At 61.7% G+C, this 18,571-nt stretch carries 18 protein-coding genes; 14 read left to right on the top strand and 4 right to left on the bottom strand.

Translation table 11 applies throughout. The features are described 5' to 3' along the window. The first annotated feature begins 3 nt into the window (after positions 1 to 3). The 10 genes from BUC24_RS19005 (at position 4) to BUC24_RS18960 (ending at position 10,407) form a co-directional block, all read left to right on the top strand. Positions 4 to 1,563, top strand: coding sequence for an ammonium transporter (locus tag BUC24_RS19005; protein ID WP_073219818.1), 1,560 nt, complete (start codon positions 4 to 6; stop codon positions 1,561 to 1,563). A 151-nt stretch (positions 1,564 to 1,714) separates the two neighbouring features. Then, complete coding sequence (gene gshA / locus BUC24_RS19000) at positions 1,715 to 3,013, top strand: glutamate--cysteine ligase (RefSeq protein ID WP_073219815.1); 1,299 nt, start codon at positions 1,715 to 1,717, stop codon at positions 3,011 to 3,013. Positions 3,014 to 3,223: 210 nt separating this feature from the next. Then, on the top strand, positions 3,224 to 4,171 hold the full coding sequence (gene gshB / locus BUC24_RS18995) for a glutathione synthase (protein WP_073219812.1): 948 nt from the start codon (positions 3,224 to 3,226) through the stop codon (positions 4,169 to 4,171). Position 4,172: 1 nt separating this feature from the next. Continuing rightward, positions 4,173 to 4,574, top strand: a complete 402-nt coding sequence (locus tag BUC24_RS18990; RefSeq protein ID WP_073219809.1) for a PTS sugar transporter subunit IIA — start codon at positions 4,173 to 4,175, stop codon at positions 4,572 to 4,574. A gap of 85 nt (positions 4,575 to 4,659) precedes the next feature. Then, the gene (locus BUC24_RS18985; RefSeq protein ID WP_073219806.1) at positions 4,660 to 4,929 is read left to right on the top strand and encodes an HPr family phosphocarrier protein; all 270 of its coding nucleotides are present in this window, start codon (positions 4,660 to 4,662) and stop codon (positions 4,927 to 4,929) included. Positions 4,930 to 4,973: 44 nt separating this feature from the next. After that, positions 4,974 to 6,728, top strand: coding sequence for a phosphoenolpyruvate--protein phosphotransferase (gene ptsP / locus BUC24_RS18980; protein WP_073219803.1), 1,755 nt, complete (start codon positions 4,974 to 4,976; stop codon positions 6,726 to 6,728). A gap of 64 nt (positions 6,729 to 6,792) precedes the next feature. Continuing rightward, on the top strand, positions 6,793 to 7,908 hold the full coding sequence (locus tag BUC24_RS18975; RefSeq protein WP_229448377.1) for a homoserine O-succinyltransferase MetX: 1,116 nt from the start codon (positions 6,793 to 6,795) through the stop codon (positions 7,906 to 7,908). Continuing rightward, positions 7,905 to 8,522, top strand: coding sequence for a methionine biosynthesis protein MetW (gene metW / locus BUC24_RS18970; RefSeq protein WP_073219796.1), 618 nt, complete (start codon positions 7,905 to 7,907; stop codon positions 8,520 to 8,522). Before BUC24_RS18975 ends, metW begins: the two co-directional genes overlap by 4 nt. A 73-nt stretch (positions 8,523 to 8,595) precedes the next feature. Then, positions 8,596 to 9,498 carry a M48 family metallopeptidase gene (locus tag BUC24_RS18965; RefSeq protein WP_073219793.1) on the top strand — a complete coding sequence of 301 codons (903 nt, stop codon included), beginning with the start codon at positions 8,596 to 8,598 and terminating at the stop codon, positions 9,496 to 9,498. Positions 9,499 to 9,540: 42 nt separating this feature from the next. Beyond that, the gene (locus BUC24_RS18960) at positions 9,541 to 10,407 is read left to right on the top strand and encodes an RluA family pseudouridine synthase (RefSeq protein WP_229448291.1); all 867 of its coding nucleotides are present in this window, start codon (positions 9,541 to 9,543) and stop codon (positions 10,405 to 10,407) included. 6 nt (positions 10,408 to 10,413) lie between these two features. On the opposite strand, the gene BUC24_RS18955 is transcribed toward BUC24_RS18960, so the two are convergent. Next, positions 10,414 to 11,184 carry an exodeoxyribonuclease III gene (locus BUC24_RS18955; RefSeq protein WP_073219787.1) on the bottom strand — a complete coding sequence of 257 codons (771 nt, stop codon included), beginning with the start codon at positions 11,182 to 11,184 and terminating at the stop codon, positions 10,414 to 10,416. A gap of 60 nt (positions 11,185 to 11,244) precedes the next feature. On the opposite strand from BUC24_RS18955, the gene pyrE reads away from it, so the two are divergent. Beyond that, entirely contained in the window at positions 11,245 to 11,907 is a 663-nt protein-coding gene (pyrE, locus tag BUC24_RS18950; protein ID WP_073219784.1) for an orotate phosphoribosyltransferase, read from the top strand. Between the two features lie 287 nt (positions 11,908 to 12,194). Here the strand turns inward: pyrE and gatB are convergent, their stop codons facing one another. Genes gatB through gatC form a run of 3 tightly spaced genes read right to left on the bottom strand, consistent with a single transcriptional unit; the run spans position 12,195 to position 15,466 of the window. Next, entirely contained in the window at positions 12,195 to 13,655 is a 1,461-nt protein-coding gene (gene gatB, locus BUC24_RS18945) for an Asp-tRNA(Asn)/Glu-tRNA(Gln) amidotransferase subunit GatB (protein WP_073219781.1), read from the bottom strand. 16 nt (positions 13,656 to 13,671) lie between these two features. Beyond that, on the bottom strand, positions 13,672 to 15,147 hold the full coding sequence (gene gatA, locus BUC24_RS18940) for an Asp-tRNA(Asn)/Glu-tRNA(Gln) amidotransferase subunit GatA (RefSeq protein WP_073219777.1): 1,476 nt from the start codon (positions 15,145 to 15,147) through the stop codon (positions 13,672 to 13,674). A gap of 16 nt (positions 15,148 to 15,163) precedes the next feature. Continuing rightward, on the bottom strand, positions 15,164 to 15,466 hold the full coding sequence (gatC, locus tag BUC24_RS18935) for an Asp-tRNA(Asn)/Glu-tRNA(Gln) amidotransferase subunit GatC (RefSeq protein WP_073219774.1): 303 nt from the start codon (positions 15,464 to 15,466) through the stop codon (positions 15,164 to 15,166). Positions 15,467 to 15,787: 321 nt separating this feature from the next. On the opposite strand from gatC, the gene BUC24_RS18930 reads away from it, so the two are divergent. The 3 genes from BUC24_RS18930 to mreD all read left to right on the top strand — a co-directional run bounded on the left by BUC24_RS18930 (position 15,788) and on the right by mreD (position 18,557). Beyond that, entirely contained in the window at positions 15,788 to 16,831 is a 1,044-nt protein-coding gene (locus BUC24_RS18930; protein WP_018057985.1) for a rod shape-determining protein, read from the top strand. Between the two features lie 134 nt (positions 16,832 to 16,965). Next, positions 16,966 to 18,048 (top strand): rod shape-determining protein MreC, encoded by a 1,083-nt coding sequence (mreC, locus tag BUC24_RS18925; RefSeq protein ID WP_373887978.1) that lies wholly within the window; start codon positions 16,966 to 16,968, stop codon positions 18,046 to 18,048. After that, complete coding sequence (gene mreD / locus BUC24_RS18920) at positions 18,045 to 18,557, top strand: rod shape-determining protein MreD (protein WP_073219768.1); 513 nt, start codon at positions 18,045 to 18,047, stop codon at positions 18,555 to 18,557. The genes mreC and mreD overlap by 4 nt, the downstream gene beginning before the upstream one ends. Positions 18,558 to 18,571 lie beyond the last annotated feature (14 nt).

The raw sequence follows: 18,571 nt of genomic DNA, 5'->3' as shown, positions 1-18,571 counted from the left end.
ATAATGAAAAAAATGATCACCACATGGCTGGCCGGGGCTGCCGTCCTGTTTGCCATGAGCGGCGCGCTGCCAGCGGCGGCGCAGGATGCACCGAAACCGGAAGCGGCGGCTGTCACTGCGCCCGCCGCCGCCCCGGCAGCTGCGCCCGCAGCCGAGCCAGTCGCAGCAACCGCCACGGCCCCTGCCGCTGCTGCCGTTGCCGAAGCTGCGCCTGCCGCTGCGCCGGCAGCCGCACCCACCCCGAACAAGGGCGACACTGCCTGGATGTTCGTGGCAACCCTGCTGGTCATCCTGATGACCATTCCCGGCCTGGCCCTGTTCTACGGCGGCCTGGTGCGCTCGAAAAACATGCTGTCGGTGCTGCTGCAAGTGTTCATGGTGTTTGCCCTGATCATTGTCTTGTGGTGCATCTACGGTTATTCGCTGGCCTTCACTGGCGGCAATGATTTCATCGGCAGCTTCGACCGCCGCTTCCTGAACGGTATCTACGATCCGGTCAAGGGCAGCTTTGCTTACGCTGCTACCTGGAGCAAAGGGATCGTCATTCCCGAGTTCATCTACGTCGCCTTCCAGGGCACTTTTGCTGCCATTACCTGCTGCCTGGTGGTGGGCGCTTTTGCCGAACGCATCAAGTTTTCGGCCGTGCTGATCGTGATGGTGCTGTGGTTCACCTTCAGCTATCTGCCAATCGCGCACATGGTCTGGTTCTGGACCGGCCCTGACGCCATCACCGATGCGGCTACGCTGACCAGCGAAACGGCCAAGGCTGGCTGGCTGTTCCAGAAGGGCGCGCTCGACTTCGCTGGCGGCACCGTGGTGCACATCAATGCAGCGATCGCCGGTCTGGTGGGCGCCATCATGGTGGGCAAGCGTGTTGGTTACGGCCGTGAAGCCATGGCCCCGCACTCGCTGACCATGACCATGATCGGCGCATCGCTGCTGTGGGTGGGCTGGTTCGGCTTCAACGCCGGTTCGGCACTGGAAGCGAATGACATCGCCGCACTGGCCTTCATCAATACCCTGCTGGCCACCGCTTGCGCTACCGTCTCGTGGGTGTTTGGCGAATGGATTACCAAGGGCAAGCCATCGATGCTGGGCGCGGCCTCTGGCGCCGTCGCCGGTCTGGTGGCCATCACGCCGGCAGCCGGTTATGTCGGCCCAATGGGCGGTTTGGTGATCGGGTTGCTCGCTGGTATTATCTGCCTGTGGGGTGTGAATGGCCTGAAGCGCCTGATTGGCGCCGACGACTCGCTCGACGTGTTCGGCGTGCACGGCGTGGGCGGTATTCTGGGCGCCTTGCTGACTGGCGTGTTCGCTTCGCCATCGCTGGGCGGTCAGGGCATTTTCGACTACGTTGCCAACAAACCATCGCCAGATTATTCGATCGGTGGCCAGGTATTGACGCAGCTGACTGCCGTTGGTACCACCATCCTCTGGTCGGGCGTGGTGGCCTTCATTGCCTACAAACTGGTGGACCTGGTGATCGGTCTGCGCGTACCGGAAGAAGAAGAACGGGAAGGCCTCGACATCACGAGCCACGGCGAATCTGCCTATCATTCCTGATCGATCTTGATGTTCGGCCCGCGCAAGCGGGTCTTCAGGCGCCCTGCGGGGCGCCTTTTTGCATTTCCCGGCCCGCCAGGGCTTTAAAATGCAAGTTCTGCCCCGATTTACGCTGTTCACAATACTCAAGAAGCCTGAAGGACGTCATTCCATGGTTCCCCACCTCGTCACCGCTCTCACTGGCCCCTTGCTCGATCTCGAGAAAAAGATCCTGGCAGCCACGCCTGCCATCGAGCGCTGGTTCCGCATGGAATGGCAGGAGCACACCCCGCCGTTCTACTGCTCGGTTGACCTGCGCAACGCCGGCTACAAGCTGGCCCCGGTCGATACCAATCTGTTCCCGGGCGGCTTCAATAACCTGGCCACCGAAATGCTGCCGCTGGCGGTGCAGGCCGCCATGGCCGCCATCGATAAATACTGCCCGGACGCGCGCAACCTGCTGCTGGTGCCGGAAGGCCACACCCGCAATCCGCACTACCTGCAAAACGTGGCGCGCCTGATGCAGATCTTCCGCCAGACCGGCTTGCACGTGCGGCTCGGTTCCCTGTCGCCCGAGATCACCCAGCCGACCCCGCTGGCGCTGCCGGACGGGAACATGCTGGTGGTGGAACCGATGGTCAGGTCGGCCAATGGCCGCCGCCTGGGCCTGGTTGACTTCGATCCCTGCACAATCTTGCTCAATAACGACCTGTCGGCAGGCATTCCTTCGATTCTGGAAAACATCCACGAGCAGTCGGTGCTGCCGCCTCTGCATGCGGGCTGGGCCCTGCGCCGCAAGAGCAACCATTTGGCCGCTTACGACGAAGTGGCGAAAAAGTTCGGCAAGCTGATCGACGTGGACCCGTGGATGGTCAATCCCTTCCATACCAAGTGTGGCGCGATCAACTTCCAGGAAGACCAGGGTTCGGAATGCCTGGCCGATAACGTGACCATGCTCCTGGCCAAGATCCGCAAGAAATACAAGGAATACGGGATCAAGGAAAAACCGTTTGTCATCGTCAAGCCCGACGCCGGCACTTATGGCATGGGGATCATGACGGTGCGCGATGCCAGCGAGGTCAAGGACCTGACGGCCAAGCAGCGCAGCAAGATGTCCGTGATCAAGGATGGTGTGGAAATCAACGACATCCTGATCCAGGAGGGCGTGCCCACCTTTGAAACCATGCAGGATGCGGTGGCCGAGCCGGTGGTGTACATGATTGACCGCTATGTGGTGGGCGGCTTCTACCGGATTCATGCGGAGCGCGGTGTGGATCAGAATCTCAACGCGCCAGGTTCGCAGTATGTGCCGCTGGCGTTTGCGCAGCAGCATGCGGTGCCGGATTTGAAGGCAAAACCGGGTACGGCGGCGCCGAACCGCTTCTATGTGTACGGGGTGGTGGCAAGGCTGGGTCTGCTGGCGGCATCGCTGGAAATGGAACGCACGGACCCGAATCCGGAAGTTTACTAACCACATCGCCCTCGCGAAGGCGGGGGCCCAAAGCACTTCACCGAATTCGGTAAAGTGGAATAGGCCCCCGCCTTCGCGAGGGCGATGTTTTTACGCCAACATTTGCTTGTAACCATCGCGTTTCCCGCAAATTTCCCCCTGCCAGCCTCATCTCATACCCACATCCCCATTTCCGGCTAAAATCAAGCATTGCCCTCATTGGTAACTTCCATGAAAATTGCTTTCCTCGCCGATCCGCTGGCAGGCTTTAAAACGTACAAGGATTCGACCTTCGCGATGATGCGCGAAGCGGCCAAGCGTGGCCACGAGATCTACGCGTTCGAGCAAAGCGACATGGCGCTGGAAGAAGGCATCGTCAGCGCCAACGTGGCGCGCATCACCCTCACGGGCGATGCGCACGACTGGTTCCGCGCCGATGCCGCCCAGGAAACGCGCCTGTCCGCCTTCGACGCTGTCTTGCAGCGCAAGGACCCGCCGTTCGACATGGAATATGTGTACGCCACCTATCTGCTGGAGCTGGCCGAAAAGCAGGGCGCGCGCGTCTTCAACAAGCCTTCCGCCATCCGCGACCACAACGAAAAACTGTCGATCGCCCAGTTCAGCGAATTCACCTCGCCCACGCTGGTGTCGTCCGACAGCGCGCGCCTGCGTGCCTTCCACGCCAAGCATGGCGACGTGATCTTCAAGCCGCTCGACGGCATGGGCGGCGCCGGCATTTTCCGCATCAAGAGCGACGGCATGAACCTCGGTTCCGTGATCGAAACGCTGACCGTCAATGGCGCGCGCACCATCATGGCCCAGCGCTACATTCCCGACATCGTCAAAGGTGACAAGCGCATCCTCGTCATCGGCGGCAAACCGGTGCCGTTTTCGCTGGCGCGTATTCCGCAGGGCGACGAAATCCGCGGCAATCTGGCTGCGGGCGGCGTGGGCGTGGCCCAGCCCCTGTCCGAACGCGACCGCCACATTGGCGACACGCTCGGTCCGGTGCTGGCCGAACGCGGCCTGCTGCTGGTGGGGCTGGACGTGATTGGCAGCTGCCTGACCGAGGTGAACGTGACCAGTCCGACCTGCTTCCAGGAGATCACCGACCAGAGCGGATTTGACGTGGCAGCCATGTTCATCGACGCGCTGGAACAGCAGGCAGGGAAGCACTGACATGGTCGGCATTCTGTTAATGACCCACGCACCGCTGGGCCAGGCCTTCATTGCCGCCGTGGCGCACGTGTTCCGTGGTCCCACCGAACGCTTTGAAGCGATCGACGTCACCGCCGACCAGGACCTGGCCGAGGTGAACGAACTGGCGCGCCAGGCCATTGCCCGCCTCGATGACGGCAGCGGTGTGCTGGTGGTCACCGATATCAAGGGCGGTACGCCGTCCAACTGCTGCAACTCGCTGGCGGACGCCGGGCGGGTCGAAGTCATCGCCGGCATCAGCCTGCCCATGCTGCTGCGCGCGATCACCTACCGGCGCGACAATCTCGACGTGGTGGTGGAAATGGCGCTGGCCGGCGCCCAGAGCGGCGCGGTGCGGGTCGACAACCGGATCAGGGTAGGATAAGTAGGGAGGCTGTAGGGAGGTGGCCGCAACGCGGCTGCCGCATGAGCGCAGGTGCTGTGGATCCTTGAACGGAAAAGACTACAACATGATTCAACAAGATCTCGAGATTATCAATAAACTGGGCCTGCATGCGCGCGCCTCGGCCAAGTTCACGCAGCTGGCCGCCAAGTTCCAGAGCGATGTCTGGCTCACCCGTAACGGTCGCCGCATCAATGCCAAATCCATCATGGGCGTGATGATGCTCGCCGCCGGCAAGGGCGCCAAGGTCACGCTCGAAGCCGATGGCGCAGACGAAAAGGAATGTGTCGAGGCGCTTACTGCGCTGATCAACGACAAATTCGGCGAAGGCGAGTAATGCCGCTGGACCGCACCCCAGGCCGCACACATACAGGACTTCCGATGGCATCGTTCACGCTCCACGGTATCCCGGTTTCGCGAGGCATCTCGATTGGCCGCGCGCATCTGCTCACGCCTGCCGCGCTCGACGTCAAGCACTACCTGGTGCCAGAAGAGCAGCTCGAAAAAGAAGTGCAGCGGCTGCAGGACGCCCTGGCCGAAGTGCACCGCGGCCTGCAAGCCCTGTGGACCGATCTGCCCAAGGATGCCCCCACCGAACTGGGTGCCTTCATCGACGTGCACGCGCTCATTCTGTCCGACCCCATGATCTCGGAAGCGCCGCTCGACATCATTCGCACGCGCCACTACAACGCCGAATGGGCGCTGGTTACGCAGATCGATGAACTGTCGGCCCAGTTCGACGAAATCGAAGATGAATACCTGCGCGAGCGCAAGGCCGACATTCAACAGGTGGCTGAACGCGTGCTCAAGGTGTTGATGGGCAGCGCCCAGCTGGCGCCGGCGCCGCGCGCCGCGGGCGACGAATTTCAGCCGCAGATGATCGTCGTCGCCCACGACATCTCGCCGGCCGACATGCTGCAGTTCCGCGACCGCTCCTTCATTGGTTTTGTGACGGACGTGGGCGGGCAGAACTCGCACACCGCCATTGTGGCGCGCAGCCTGGATATTCCGGCGGCCGTCGGCATGTCGCAGGCGTCGTCGCTGATCGAGCAGGACGATTGGGTCATCATCGACGGCGATGCCGGCGTCGTCATCGCCAATCCCAGCCCGCTGGTGCTGGAACAGTACCGTGCGCGCCAGGCTGCCATGCTCAAGGCGCGCAAGAAGCTTCTCAAGCTCAAAAAAACTCCGGCCATCACGCGCGACGGCACCGCCATCACGCTGCTGGCCAATATCGAACTGCCGGACGACTGCCCAGGCGCGCTGGAGTCCGGCGCCGAAGGCGTGGGCCTGTTCCGCTCCGAGTTCCTGTTCATGGGCCGCTCGGGCCACATGCACACCCTGCCTGACGAAGACCAGCAGTTCGAACAGTACCGCAAGGCCGTGGTGGCCATGAAAGGGCGCCCCGTCACCATCCGCACCCTCGACATTGGTGCCGACAAGCCGCTCGACCCGACCGAACACACGGCGCTCAATCCGGCCCTGGGCCTGCGCGCGATCCGCTACTGCCTGGCCGAGCCACAGCTGTTCCTGACCCAGTTGCGCGCCATTTTGCGCGCCTCGGCCTTTGGCAAGGTGCGCATCCTCATTCCCATGCTGGCGCACGCCTTCGAGATCGACCAGTCGCTGGCCATGATCGAACAAGCCAAGGCCCAGCTGCGCGAAGCGGGCCACAAGTACGACAGCGCTGTCGAAGTGGGCGCCATGATCGAAATTCCGGCGGCCGCGCTGGCCGTGCCCATGTTCGTGCGCCGCATGGACTTCCTTTCCATCGGCACCAATGACCTGATCCAGTACACGCTGGCGATTGACCGCGTCGATTACGAAGTGGCACACCTCTACAACCCGCTTCACCCAGCCATCTTGCAGCTGATCGCCATGACTATCGCCGCCGGCAAAAAGGCCGGCATTGACGTGGCCGTGTGCGGCGAGATGGCAGGCGACACCAAACTCACGCGACTTTTGCTGGGCATGGGACTGCGCGAATTCTCCATGCATCCGGCGCAGCTGCTGTCGGTCAAGCAGGAGATTCTCAACTGCGACCTGGGCACCATCACACCGCATACCCGCAAGATCATGCGGTCCATGGAGCCAAACGCGATCGCCGAAGCGGTAGCGCAGCTGCAGACCATCTGAACATATCGAAGTCCACTTTTTACTGAATCACATGTCATCCATTGGAATAGTCACACCGCAAACGATGCGTTTTGCCGAGCCGCTGCGGCTGCAGGGCGGCGGCAGCATTGCCGATTACACGCTGATGTACGAAACCTACGGCACCCTCAATGCCGACAAGTCGAACGCGGTGCTGGTCTGCCACGCGCTCAACGCATCGCACCACGTGGCAGGCGTGTACGCGGACCAGCCCAAAAGCACCGGCTGGTGGGACAATATGGTCGGCCCGGGCAAACCGCTCGACACTGATCGCTTCTTTGTAATTGGCGTGAACAACCTTGGCTCCTGCTTTGGCTCGACCGGCCCCATGCACAACAATCCAGAGACCGGCAAACCGTACGGCGCCGCCTTCCCCGTGGTGACCGTGGAAGACTGGGTGGCCGCGCAAGCTCGCCTGGCCGACCAGCTGGGCATCACCCAGTTTGCCGCCGTGATGGGTGGCTCGCTCGGTGGCATGCAGGCGCTGGCCTGGAGCATGATGTTCCCCGAACGCCTGCGCCACTGCGTCGTGATCGCGTCCACGCCCAAGCTGTCGGCGCAGAACATCGCCTTCAACGACGTGGCACGCCAGGCGATACTGTCCGACCCGCAGTACCATGGCGGCGACTTCTACGAGCATGGCGTGGTGCCCAAAAACGGCCTGCGCGTGGCGCGCATGGTCGGTCACATCACCTACCTGTCGAATGACGACATGGCCGAAAAATTCGGCCGCAAGCTGCGCAACGCCGCCGAAAGCAACGAGTACAAATTCGACTTCGGCATCGACTTCGAAATCGAATCCTACCTGCGCTACCAGGGCGACAAATTCTCGGAATACTTCGACGCCAACACCTATTTGTTGATCACCAAGGCGCTCGACTACTTCGACCCGGCACGCGCCTTCGACGGCGACCTGACGCGGGCGCTGGCCGGCACCAAGGCTGACTTCTTTGTTGCGTCATTTACCACCGACTGGCGCTTTTCGCCGGAACGCTCGCGCGAAATCGTGCAGGCGCTGGTGTGCAACCGGCGCCGCGTGACCTACGCCGAGATCGACGCACCCCACGGCCACGACGCCTTTTTGCTGGAAGACGAGCGCTACATGAACATGGTGCGCGCGTATTACGAACGAATCTGGAACGACTTGAAAGGCCAGGCATGAACTTCAAGGACCTGTCCACCTTACGGCCCGACCTGGCCTTCATCGCCCACTGGGTGCCGGCCAACGCGCACGTGCTCGACGTGGGCTGCGGCGATGGCGCCATGCTGCGCTACCTGCAGGGCGACAAGCAGTGCACCGGCTACGGCATTGAAATTGACGACCGCTCGCTGCTGGCCAGCGCCCAGCGCGGCATCAACGTGATCCAGCAGGATATGGAGAAGGGCCTGTCGATCTTCAGCGACAATTCCTTCGACACCGTGCTGTGCCTGTCCTCCCTGCAGATGATGCAGCATGTGGAACCACTGCTGCGCGACATCGTGCGGGTGGGGAGCGAAGCCATCATCTCCTTCCCCAACTTTGCCTATTGGCCCCACAGGGTGGCGCTGGCCAAGGGCCGCATGCCGGTATCCAAATCCCTGCCGTACCAGTGGTACGACACGCCCAACGTGCGTTGCGCCACCATCTACGATTTTGAGGAGCTGGCTGCAGAGTGCGGACTGGAAGTGCTGGACCGGGTGGCGCTGGCGGACGGCAAGCCGGTCTCCTTCCTGCCGAATCTGCGCGGCAGCCTGGCCGTGTTCCGCCTGCGGAAAAAGGCCAGGCCCGGAGCGTGAGGGAAGTGTGTGGCCGCAAAGGCGCGCGAGGTGCGATGATGGTCTTATTAAAATCACAGCACGGGAAACAATCATGAACAAGTTCAGGAACATCGTCGCCGCCGCCGCGCTGGCGGCGTGCGCCGCCGGCGCGCCAGCCCAGCAGAACGCCGCGCCCAACGGCGGCCAGACCACGGTCCAGGACGGGATCGAAGTCCGCCCCTTGTCACGCCTGCGCGTGCTGGCGCCGGCCGAAGTGGTCGAAAGCCAGTCCAAGCAGCAGTACCTCACGTTGATGCAGCAGGCCAGCCAGAAAGGCGTGCTGGCGCCAACAACCGACCCGCAAGTGGTACGGCTGCGTGGCATCGCCAAACGTCTGATTCCGTTTACGCCGCGCTGGAATGGCGACGCCGCCAAATGGGACTGGCAAGTCAACCTGATCGCCTCGAAAGAAGTGAACGCCTTCTGCATGCCGGGCGGGCGCATCGGTTTTTACAGCGGCATCCTCACCCAGCTCAATCTCAGCGATGACGAAGCGGCCGCCGTCATGGGCCACGAAGTTGCGCACGCGCTGCGCGAGCACTCGCGCGCGCAAATGGTCAAGACAGCTGGCACCAACACGGTTTTCCGCCTGGGCGGCGCTTTGATCGCGTCGGTCTTCGGTCTCGATCCAGGCGTCACCGACATGGCCGCGCAAGCCGGCGGACAGTTGCTGACCCTGCGATTTTCGCGCGACGACGAACGCGAGGCAGATCTGATCGGCCTCGATATTGCCGCCCGCGCCGGATTCGATCCGCGGGCAGGCATCGTCCTGTGGGAAAAAATGGCGACGCTGAACAAACGCGCGCCGCCCCAGTTCATATCGACACATCCGGGCGGAGGAGACCGCATCGAACGCATGAAGGCGCACATGAATGTGCTGCTGCCGGTGTACGCGCGTGCGAAGGGTACCAAGGTGCAAAATCTGCCACCTTACCGCTCGATGGCGCTGAACTGAATGGGCAGGCAGGCCGACGCTAACGCGCACGTCCCGTTGCCCATGCGCGACGGCGTCGCGCCCAGCTACCTGTGGATTGACGATACCGCCCCCGCCGCAGCACTGCCTTTTCTGGTGGCGCGTTTTCCCGACATCGGTGAAGCAGTATGGCGTGACCGGATGGCACGGCACGACGTGGTCGATGGCACTGGCGCCGTACTCGGACCGAACAGCACGTTGCGGCGCGGAACACGCATCTGGTACTACCGCGAAATCGAAGCCGAAACGCCCATCCCTTTCGAAGAGCAGATCCTATTCCAGGATGCGCATTTGCTGGTGGTGGACAAACCCCATTTTTTGCCGACCACACCGGGCGGACGCTTTCTGCACGAATCGCTGCTGGTGCGGCTCAAGAACAAGCTGGGGATCGCGCAACTGACGCCGATTCACCGGCTGGACCGTGAAACGGCGGGTGTGGTGGTGTTCTCGCTGCGTGAGGAAAGCCGGGGCGCGTACCAGTCGCTGTTCCAGAAACGCAGCGTCGACAAGGTTTACGAAGCCCTGGCTGCGCCGCTGCCCGGGCGCACATTCCCGTTCACGCATGTCAGCCGCATGGTCGAAGGCACGCCGTTTTTCCGCATGCAGGAAGAAGCGGGGGAGCCGAATTCAGAGACGCGGATTGAAGTGATCGAAGAGCGTGGCGCACTGGCGCTGTACCGGCTGCATCCGCGCACGGGCCGCAAGCACCAGCTGCGGGTGCACATGATGTCAATTGGCGCGCCGATATTGAATGACACGTTCTATCCGGAAGCGCTGCCGCAAGGGGCCGATGATTTTGCCAATCCGCTCAAGCTGCTGGCGCGCGCGATCGCCTTCGACGATCCGCTGACGGGGCAGCGGCGCCGCTTTGAAAGCGCGCGCACGCTGTAGCTGCGTTCAAATGCTGTAATCGATGATCAAAGGCGCGTGATCGGAGAAGCGCTCGTCCTTGTAAATCGATACCGCCTTGGCCTGGGCCGCGATGCCTGGGGTCGCAACGTGATAGTCGATGCGCCAACCCACATTCTTGGCCCACGCCTGGCCGCGGTTGCTCCACCAGGTGTACTGCTCGGCGCTCTTGTCGATGGTGCGATGGACATCGACAAAGCCGACTTCATCGAAAATGCGGGTCAGCCAGGCGCGTTCCTCCGGCAGGAAGCCGGAGTTCTTCTTGTTGCCCTTCCAATTCTTCAAATCGATCTCGTTGTGGGCGATATTCCAGTCGCCGCAGATGACCACCTCACGGCCTTCGGCGCGCAGTTCCAGCAGGTGCGGCAAGAACAGCTCCATGAAGCGGAACTTGGCCTCCTGGCGTTCCGGCGAGGACGAGCCGGACGGGCAGTACACCGAAATGATCGACAGGTCGCCGAAATCGCAGCGCACATAGCGCCCTTCGGCATCGAATTCCGGGCTGCCGAAACCGGTGCGCACCGCATCGGGTTTGACGCGGCTGTAGATACCGGTGCCCGAATAGCCCTTTTTCTCGGCGTAGTGGAAGTGGCCGTGATAGCCGCCTGGCGTGAGGAATTCCTCGGTCATGTCGGGCAGTTGCGCCTTCAATTCCTGCACGCAGATGAAGTCAGCGGTTTGCGCCGCCATCCACGTAAAAAAGCCCTTTTTATGGGCGGAACGGATACCGTTGAGGTTAGCGGAGATAATTTTTGGCATGGTTCGAAAGGGGAGGGTGGCGTAAAATAGCGCCACTTTTCAAAAATTCGGGGAAACAACGTGAGTGATTTGCGCCAACAGTTTATCGCGTTTTCGGTGTCCACGGGGGTGCTGCGCTTCGGCGAGTTCACCACCAAGGCAGGGCGCCAGTCGCCGTATTTCTTCAACGCAGGTCTGTTCCACGAAGGCGCCACGCTGGCGCAGCTGGCGCAGTTCTACGCCCAGACCCTGCTCGACTCGGGCGTGGAATTCGACATGTTGTTTGGCCCCGCCTACAAAGGCATCACGCTGGCTTCCGCCACCGCGGTCGCGCTGGCCGGCAAGGGCCGCAACACTTCGTTCGCTTTCAACCGCAAAGAAGCCAAGGACCATGGCGAAGGCGGCACCATCGTCGGGGCCAAGTTGGCAGGCAAAGTTGTCATTATCGACGACGTCATTTCGGCCGGTACCTCGGTGCGCGAATCGGTGGACATGATCCGCGCGGCCGGCGCCGAGCCGTGTGCAGTGCTGATCGCGCTGGACCGAATGGAGCGTTCCGGCAAGGACGGCGCCCTGTCGGCCAGCTCCGCAGTGCAAGAAGTCAGCAAAGAATTCAACATCCCCGTGATCTCGATCGGCAACCTGGACGACCTGTTCAGCTACCTGAAGGGTGCTGGCGCTGACCCGCAGCTGGCCCAGCACAAAGACGCCGTCGCCGCCTACCGCACCCGCTACGGCATCTAAGCCCCCAATCGGCGCCAAACCTCGCTTCTGCAATTGTTGCAAAATCGGGGTCAGACCTCAATTCTGCAATTGTTGCAAAGTTGGGGTCAGACCCTTTTTTTGTTTGGTCGGCCGGTGATGCAACAAAATTTCAGCCTAAATATGTGGGCTTTGAGAAAAAGCACCGCGTGATTCTGAAAGTTCGTTCGGTCTACCTAAATATCCAGCAAATAAAATCGGGGTCAGACCTCAATACTGCAAGAGTTGCAGTATTGAGGTCTGACCCCGATTGAGGGGTAAATTTTTTTCTAGGTGGCGAGTTTTTTCTTGAGGAGCTCGGTCAGCTGGGCCGGGTTGGCTTTGCCTTTCGACGCTTTCATCGCTTGCCCGATCAGGGCGTTGATGGCAGCTTCTTTGCCAGCGCGGTATTGTTCAACGGATTTCTCGTTGGCAGCCAGCACGTCGTCGACGATCTTTTCCAGCGCGCCGCTGTCGGAAATCTGACGCAGGCCTTTCTGGTCGATAATCGCGTCGGCAATGGTTTCGTCGTTCGACTTGGCTTCCCACATCGCCGCAAACACTTCCTTGGCGATCTTGTTCGAGATGGTGCCGTCGGCAATCCGTTTGAGCAGCAGCGCCAGTTGCGATGCTTCCACCGGAGAGTCGGCAATGTCCACGCCTTCACGGTTCAGCGTCGAGGCCACGTCGCCCATCAGCCAGTTGGCCGCGGCCTTGGCGTTTTCTTTGCCAGCCTTGGCCACGACGGCTTCGAAGTAGGTGGCCATCTGCTTGGAAGCGGTCAGCACCAGGCTGTCGTATTCGGGCAGCGCGTAGTCGCCCACGAAGCGCGCGCGCATCGCCGCCGGCAGCTCGGGCATGTCGGCTTTGACTCGGGCGATCCAGTCCTCGCCAATGGTCAGCGGCGGCAGGTCGGGATCGGGGAAGTAGCGGTAATCCTGCGCGTCTTCCTTGCTGCGCATGGCGCGCGTTTCTTTGCGGTCCGGGTCGTACAGGCGTGTCGCTTGCACGACTTTGCCGCCGTCTTCGATCAGTTCAATCTGGCGCCGCACTTCGACGCCGATTGCCTCTTCAATAAAGCGGAACGAGTTCAGGTTCTTGATTTCGCAGCGGGTGCCAAATTCCTTCTGTCCGACCGGACGCACCGAGACGTTGATATCGCAGCGGAAGGAACCTTCCTGCATATTGCCATCGCATACGCCCAGCCACATCACCAGTCCATGCAGTGCCTTGCAGTAGGCTACCGCTTCGGCAGCGCTGCGCATTTCCGGCTCGGACACGATTTCCAGCAGCGGCGTGCCGGCGCGATTCAAGTCGATGCCGGTCATGCCAGAATAGTCTTCGTGCAGCGATTTGCCGGCGTCTTCTTCCAGGTGCGCGCGCGTCAGGTTGACGGTTTTGGTTTCGTGCTTGCCATCCTTTTCATAGCCGAAGGTGACCTGGCCCCCAATGACCACTGGGTCTTCGAACTGGCTGATCTGGTAGCCCTTGGGCAGATCGGGGTAGAAGTAGTTTTTGCGCGCGAAGATCGACTGCGGCGCGATCTTCGCGCCCACGGCCAGACCAAAGCGGATCGCGCGTTCGACCGCGCCCTTGTTCATCACGGGCAGCACGCCTGGCAGCGCCAGGTCCACCGGGCTGGCCTGGGTGTTTGGCTCGGCGCCGAACTTGATCGGGCTGCCGCTGAAAATCTTGGAGTTGGTCGTGAGTTGAACGTGGTTCTCAATACCGATGACGACTTCCCATTGCATATGATTCTCTCTTCTCTTAGATGTCGCTAGGCGCGCGGGTGTGCCAGTCGGTCACTTGCTGGTACTGGTGGGCGATGCCCAGCAGCTTGGCTTCGCCGAAGTAGTTGCCGATGATTTGCAGGCCCACCGGGCGCTTGCTGTTCTTTTCGCCCTGGCCAAAACCGCACGGCACCGACATGCCGGGCAAACCGGCCAGGCTGGTCGACAGCGTGTAGATGTCGGCCAGGTAGTTCGCCACCGGGTCGTTCGATTTGGCGCCCAGGTCCCACGCCACGGTTGGCGCCACTGGTCCCATGATCACGTCGCACACGCTGCCCAGCGCAGCCTTGAAATCGTCGGCGATCATGCGGCGGATTTTTTGCGCCTGCACGTAGTAGGCGTCGTAGTAACCGTGGCACAGCACATAGGTGCCGACCATGATGCGGCGCTGGACTTCCGGGCCAAAACCTTCTGCGCGGCTCTTCTTGTACATGTCGTTCAGATTGGTGTACTTCTCGGCGCGATGGCCGTAGCGCACGCCGTCAAAGCGCGACAGGTTCGACGATGCTTCGGCCGGGGCGATGATGTAGTAGGCCGGGATCGACAGCGCGGTGCGCGGCAGCGAAATGTCGACCAAGGTCGCGCCCAGCTTGACGAATTCGTCGAGCGCGGCGCGCACCGCTTGTTCCACGTCCGCTGCCAGGCCTTCGCCAAAGTATTCTTTCGGCAGGCCGATACGCAATCCCTTGAGCGGCGTGGCCAGTTCGCGCGTGTAGTCTTCGCGTACATTGCCTTGCTCGGCCGTCAGGCTGGTGGAGTCGCGTTCGTCGAAGCCGGTCATGTCGTTGAGCAGCAGGGCGCAGTCTTCCGCCGTTTGGGCCATCGGGCCGCCCTGGTCCAGCGAGGAGGCAAACGCGATCATGCCAAAGCGCGATACGCGCCCGTAGGTTGGCTTGATGCCGGTGATGCCGCAGAAAGCGGCCGGCTGGCGGATCGAGCCGCCGGTGTCGGTGCCAGTGGCTGCCGGCGCCAGGCGCGCGGCAACGGCGGCGGCCGAGCCGCCCGAGGAGCCGCCCGGCACGGCCAGTTTGTCCCACGGATTGCGCACGGCGCCAAAGGCCGAGTTTTCGTTGGACGAACCCATGGCGAATTCGTCGCAATTGAGTTTGCCCAGCGTGACCATGCCGGCTTGGGCAAATTTGCTGACCACGGTCGCGTCAAAGGGGCTGGTGTAATTGCCCAGCATCTTGGAGCCGGCGGTCGAGCGCCAGTCGCGTGTGACAAAAATATCCTTGTGCGCGATCGGGATGCCGGCCAGCGGCCCGGCGCTGCCTTCGGCGATGCGGGCGTCGGCGGCGGCGGCCTGCGCCAGCGTCAATGCTTCGTCCACGTGCAAAAAGGCGTTCAGGTTACTCGCCTTGACGCGCGCCAGGTAATGGGTGGCCAGTTCGGTGCTCGAGACCTGTTTTGACTGCAGCAGGACGGACAGCTGTTTGAGTGTGTTGTTATGCATGGTCTTCGATTGTTAATTACTCAATGACTTGGGGGACCAGGTACAGGCCGTCCTGGGTTTTTGGCGCCGGGGCCTGGTAATCCTCGCGCCGGTTTTCCTCGGTCACGTCATCCTCGCGCAGGCGCAGCGGCAAGCTCCCCAGCACGGCCGCCAGCGGCTGCGCCAACGGGGCCACACCAGTCGTGTCGATAGCTTGCATTTGTTCGGCCAAAGCGAAAATACCGTTAAGTTCCTTCAGTGCGGTCTCGGCATGGGCCTCGTCCATGTCGAGCTGGGCCAGATTGGCGATGCGTTTTACGTCTGAAAGTGTCAGGGACATGGCAGAATGCGCGGTGCGGGCCGCGTGCAAAAGAGGGTGGGTCGAGTAATGAAATTTATATAACAGTGCGCTAAATCCGATAAAAGCTTTCTAATAACCCCGATCTCACAGCCGAGATAGGTGCGCAATTCACCGGTTTTTCAGCATTTAACCCACAAATTATAAGGTAGAATGGCGGGCTAATGCGTTGTCGGCGCCGAAGTGGGTCTGCCGCAGCATCCGGGAAACCGTGCCGGTGTGATGAATCGATTCGCGCGGTGCGTACTATTTTTGCAGTATTAATTCAATGATCAGGCGCAGCGCTTGCGCATCAGGACACACATGTTTGGTTTTTTACGCAGCTATTTTTCGAATGATCTCGCAATTGACCTGGGCACCGCCAATACCCTGATTTATGTCCGTGGCCTGGGCATCGTTCTGGACGAGCCATCGGTGGTGGCAATTCGCCAGGAGGGCGGCCCGAATGGTAAGAAGACCATCCAGGCAGTCGGTAAAGAAGCCAAGCAGATGCTGGGCAAGGTACCTGGCAACATCGAGGCGATCCGCCCGATGAAAGATGGCGTGATCGCCGACTTCACCGTCACCGAGCAGATGCTCAAGCAGTTCATCCGCATGGTGCACGACTCCAAATTCTTCCGCCCTTCGCCACGCATCATCATTTGCGTGCCTTGCGGCTCCACCCAGGTCGAACGACGCGCGATTCGCGAATCGGCTCTGGGCGCCGGCGCTTCGCAAGTGTATCTGATTGAAGAACCCATGGCCGCGGCCATCGGCGCCGGCCTGCCGGTGTCGGATGCAACCGGCTCGATGGTGGTCGACATCGGCGGCGGCACCACCGAGGTGGGCATCATCTCGCTCGGCGGCATGGTCTACAAAGGTTCGGTGCGCGTAGGCGGCGACAAGTTCGACGAGGCGATCGTCAACTACATCCGCCGCAACTACGGCATGCTGATCGGCGAACAGACCGCAGAAGCGATCAAGAAAGCGATCGGTTCGGCCTTCCCTGGCTCCGAAGTGAAAGAAATGGAAGTCAAGGGCCGCAATCTGTCGGAAGGCATTCCGCGCTCGTTCACGATTTCGTCGAACGAGATCCTGGAAGCGCTGACCGACCCGCTCAACAACATCGTTTCGGCCGTCAAGAACGCGCTCGAACAGACCCCGCCGGAACTGGGTGCCGACATCGCCGAAAAGGGCATGATGCTCACCGGCGGCGGCGCACTGCTGCGCGATCTGGACCGCCTGCTGATGGAAGAAACCGGCCTGCCGGTGCTGGTGGCCGAAGATCCGCTCACCTGCGTGGTGCGCGGCTCGGGCATGGCGCTGGAACGCATGGATAAACTGGGCTCGATCTTCTCCTACGAGTAAGCACCCAGTACAGTACCGGCGCGGTGGCGTGGCCGCCGCGTGGTGACCGTGGCGCGTGAGCGCCGTCATTATTGGAAGTCATGGAATACAGCCCACCGCCGCTTTTCAAACAGGGTGCACCCGCTCGGGTCAAGGTGACGGTTTTCGCTTTCATTTCGATTCTGCTGCTGTTGGTCGATTCGCGCTTTCACACCTTGTCCACCGTGCGTCAGGTGACGGGCACTGTGCTGTATCCCCTGCAAATGGCTGCCCTCATGCCACGCGATGCGCTCAACAGCGTGTCCAGCTATTTTTCCTCCATCGCCGCGCTGCAGCGCCAGGTCCACGATCTGCAGGAGTCGCAGGTGGCCTCGGCCCAAACCTTGCAGCAGGCGCGCATGCAGATGGCCGAAAATGTCCAGTTGCGCAAACTGCTGGGCGCACGCCTGGCCGTGCCCGTGCCCACGCTCATGAGCGAAATCCTGTACGACGCACGCGATTCCTCGACCCGCAAGATTGTCCTTGACCGTGGCCTGCGCGAAGGCGTCAAGCTCGGTTTGCCCGTGATCGACAGCGCTGGCGTGGTCGGCCAGGTGACACGGGTGTTCCCGTTCACGTCCGAAGTGACGCTGCTGACCGACAAGGAGCAGGCCATCCCGGTCCAGGTGCTGCGCAACGGCTTGCGCAGCGTCGCCTATGGCCGCGGTCAATCCGGTTTGCTTGACTTGCGCTTTGTCGCACCGAACGCCGATATCGTCGTAGGCGACGTGCTGATCACGTCCGGCCTGGACGGCGTCTACCCGGCCGGGCTGGCGGTGGCCAAGGTGGTGCGTGTCGAGAACAGTGCCAGCGGACCGTTTGGCAGCGTGGTATGCCAGCCGCTGGCCGGCATCGACCGCCACCGCCAGCTGCTGATGCTGATGGCCACGCCGGACGTGCCGCCACGTCCGCCGGAAGAAGACGCCAAACCGATCAAGAAGTCGCAATTGCCGAAGATGGTCCCCATCCGCGAAGGCGCGCCAGCGGCACCCTTGTCGGCCGCCGCTGCCGGCGCCGCCCCGGCCACGATCATGCCTGCTGCGCCCACCGCGAGCGCGCCTGCTGCCGCGGCGCCGGCCCAGCGCAGCGCAACGCGCAGCGCGCCACGCAACGTGCCGCCTGTCACGCCAGCGCCTAACCCGGCCGCCACGCCAGCCATTCCACCAGTTCAGCCCCCCAATCCGGAAGGCGCACGATGAACCGCCCGCATTACATCCTGCTGCCAGTGAGCCCGCTGTTCATCGGGATCAGCCTGGCCGGCGCTTTTCTTCTGAATCTGCTGCCATGGGGGCACTTCATTGGCGCGCCCGATTTTGTGGCGCTGGTGCTGGTGTTCTGGGGTATTCACCAGCCGCGCAAGGTCGGTATCGGCATCGCGTTTTTCATGGGCCTCTTGATGGATGTGCACGACGCCACGCTGCTGGGCGAGAATGCGCTGGCCTACACCTTGCTGTCCTATTTTGCGATCATGATTCATCGCCGGGTATTGTGGTTCCCGATTCTGACCCAGGCCTTGCATGTGTTCCCGCTGCTGTTGATGACGCAAACCGTGCAGGTGGCGGTGCGCTTTATCGTGTCGGGTAAATTCCCCGGCTGGCTGCATTTCATCGAGAGCGTGATCGCGATTGCCCTGTGGCCGCTGATTACCTGGCTGCTGCTGGCACCGCAGCGGCGCGCCGTCGACCGCGACCACACGCGTCCGATCTGACCGCCGGTAGAGCC

This window comes from Massilia sp. CF038, assembly GCF_900129765.1.
Lineage (GTDB): Bacteria > Pseudomonadota > Gammaproteobacteria > Burkholderiales > Burkholderiaceae_D > Telluria_A.
The sequence above is the reverse complement of the archived record's forward strand: the minus strand, read 5'-3'. Positions and strand labels throughout refer to the sequence as shown.

Bases quoted from the DNA above. Each gene is read 5' to 3' on its own strand.
- BUC24_RS18975 (WP_229448377.1), top strand. From the start codon at position 6,793: ATGCGTTTTGCCGAGCCGCTGCGGCTGCAGGGCGGCGGCAGCATTGCC.
- gatC (WP_073219774.1), bottom strand. From the start codon at position 15,466: ATGTCCCTGACACTTTCAGACGTAAAACGCATCGCCAATCTGGCCCAG.
- mreD (WP_073219768.1), top strand. From the start codon at position 18,045: ATGAACCGCCCGCATTACATCCTGCTGCCAGTGAGCCCGCTGTTCATC.
- BUC24_RS18965 (WP_073219793.1), top strand. From the start codon at position 8,596: ATGAACAAGTTCAGGAACATCGTCGCCGCCGCCGCGCTGGCGGCGTGC.
- BUC24_RS18990 (WP_073219809.1), top strand. From the start codon at position 4,173: ATGGTCGGCATTCTGTTAATGACCCACGCACCGCTGGGCCAGGCCTTC.
- BUC24_RS18930 (WP_018057985.1), top strand. From the start codon at position 15,788: ATGTTTGGTTTTTTACGCAGCTATTTTTCGAATGATCTCGCAATTGAC.
- BUC24_RS18985 (WP_073219806.1), top strand. From the start codon at position 4,660: ATGATTCAACAAGATCTCGAGATTATCAATAAACTGGGCCTGCATGCG.
- BUC24_RS18960 (WP_229448291.1), top strand. From the start codon at position 9,541: ATGCGCGACGGCGTCGCGCCCAGCTACCTGTGGATTGACGATACCGCC.
- BUC24_RS18955 (WP_073219787.1), bottom strand. From the start codon at position 11,184: ATGCCAAAAATTATCTCCGCTAACCTCAACGGTATCCGTTCCGCCCAT.
- gatB (WP_073219781.1), bottom strand. From the start codon at position 13,655: ATGCAATGGGAAGTCGTCATCGGTATTGAGAACCACGTTCAACTCACG.
- gshA (WP_073219815.1), top strand. From the start codon at position 1,715: ATGGTTCCCCACCTCGTCACCGCTCTCACTGGCCCCTTGCTCGATCTC.
- ptsP (WP_073219803.1), top strand. From the start codon at position 4,974: ATGGCATCGTTCACGCTCCACGGTATCCCGGTTTCGCGAGGCATCTCG.
- BUC24_RS19005 (WP_073219818.1), top strand. From the start codon at position 4: ATGAAAAAAATGATCACCACATGGCTGGCCGGGGCTGCCGTCCTGTTT.
- metW (WP_073219796.1), top strand. From the start codon at position 7,905: ATGAACTTCAAGGACCTGTCCACCTTACGGCCCGACCTGGCCTTCATC.
- gshB (WP_073219812.1), top strand. From the start codon at position 3,224: ATGAAAATTGCTTTCCTCGCCGATCCGCTGGCAGGCTTTAAAACGTAC.
- gatA (WP_073219777.1), bottom strand. From the start codon at position 15,147: ATGCATAACAACACACTCAAACAGCTGTCCGTCCTGCTGCAGTCAAAA.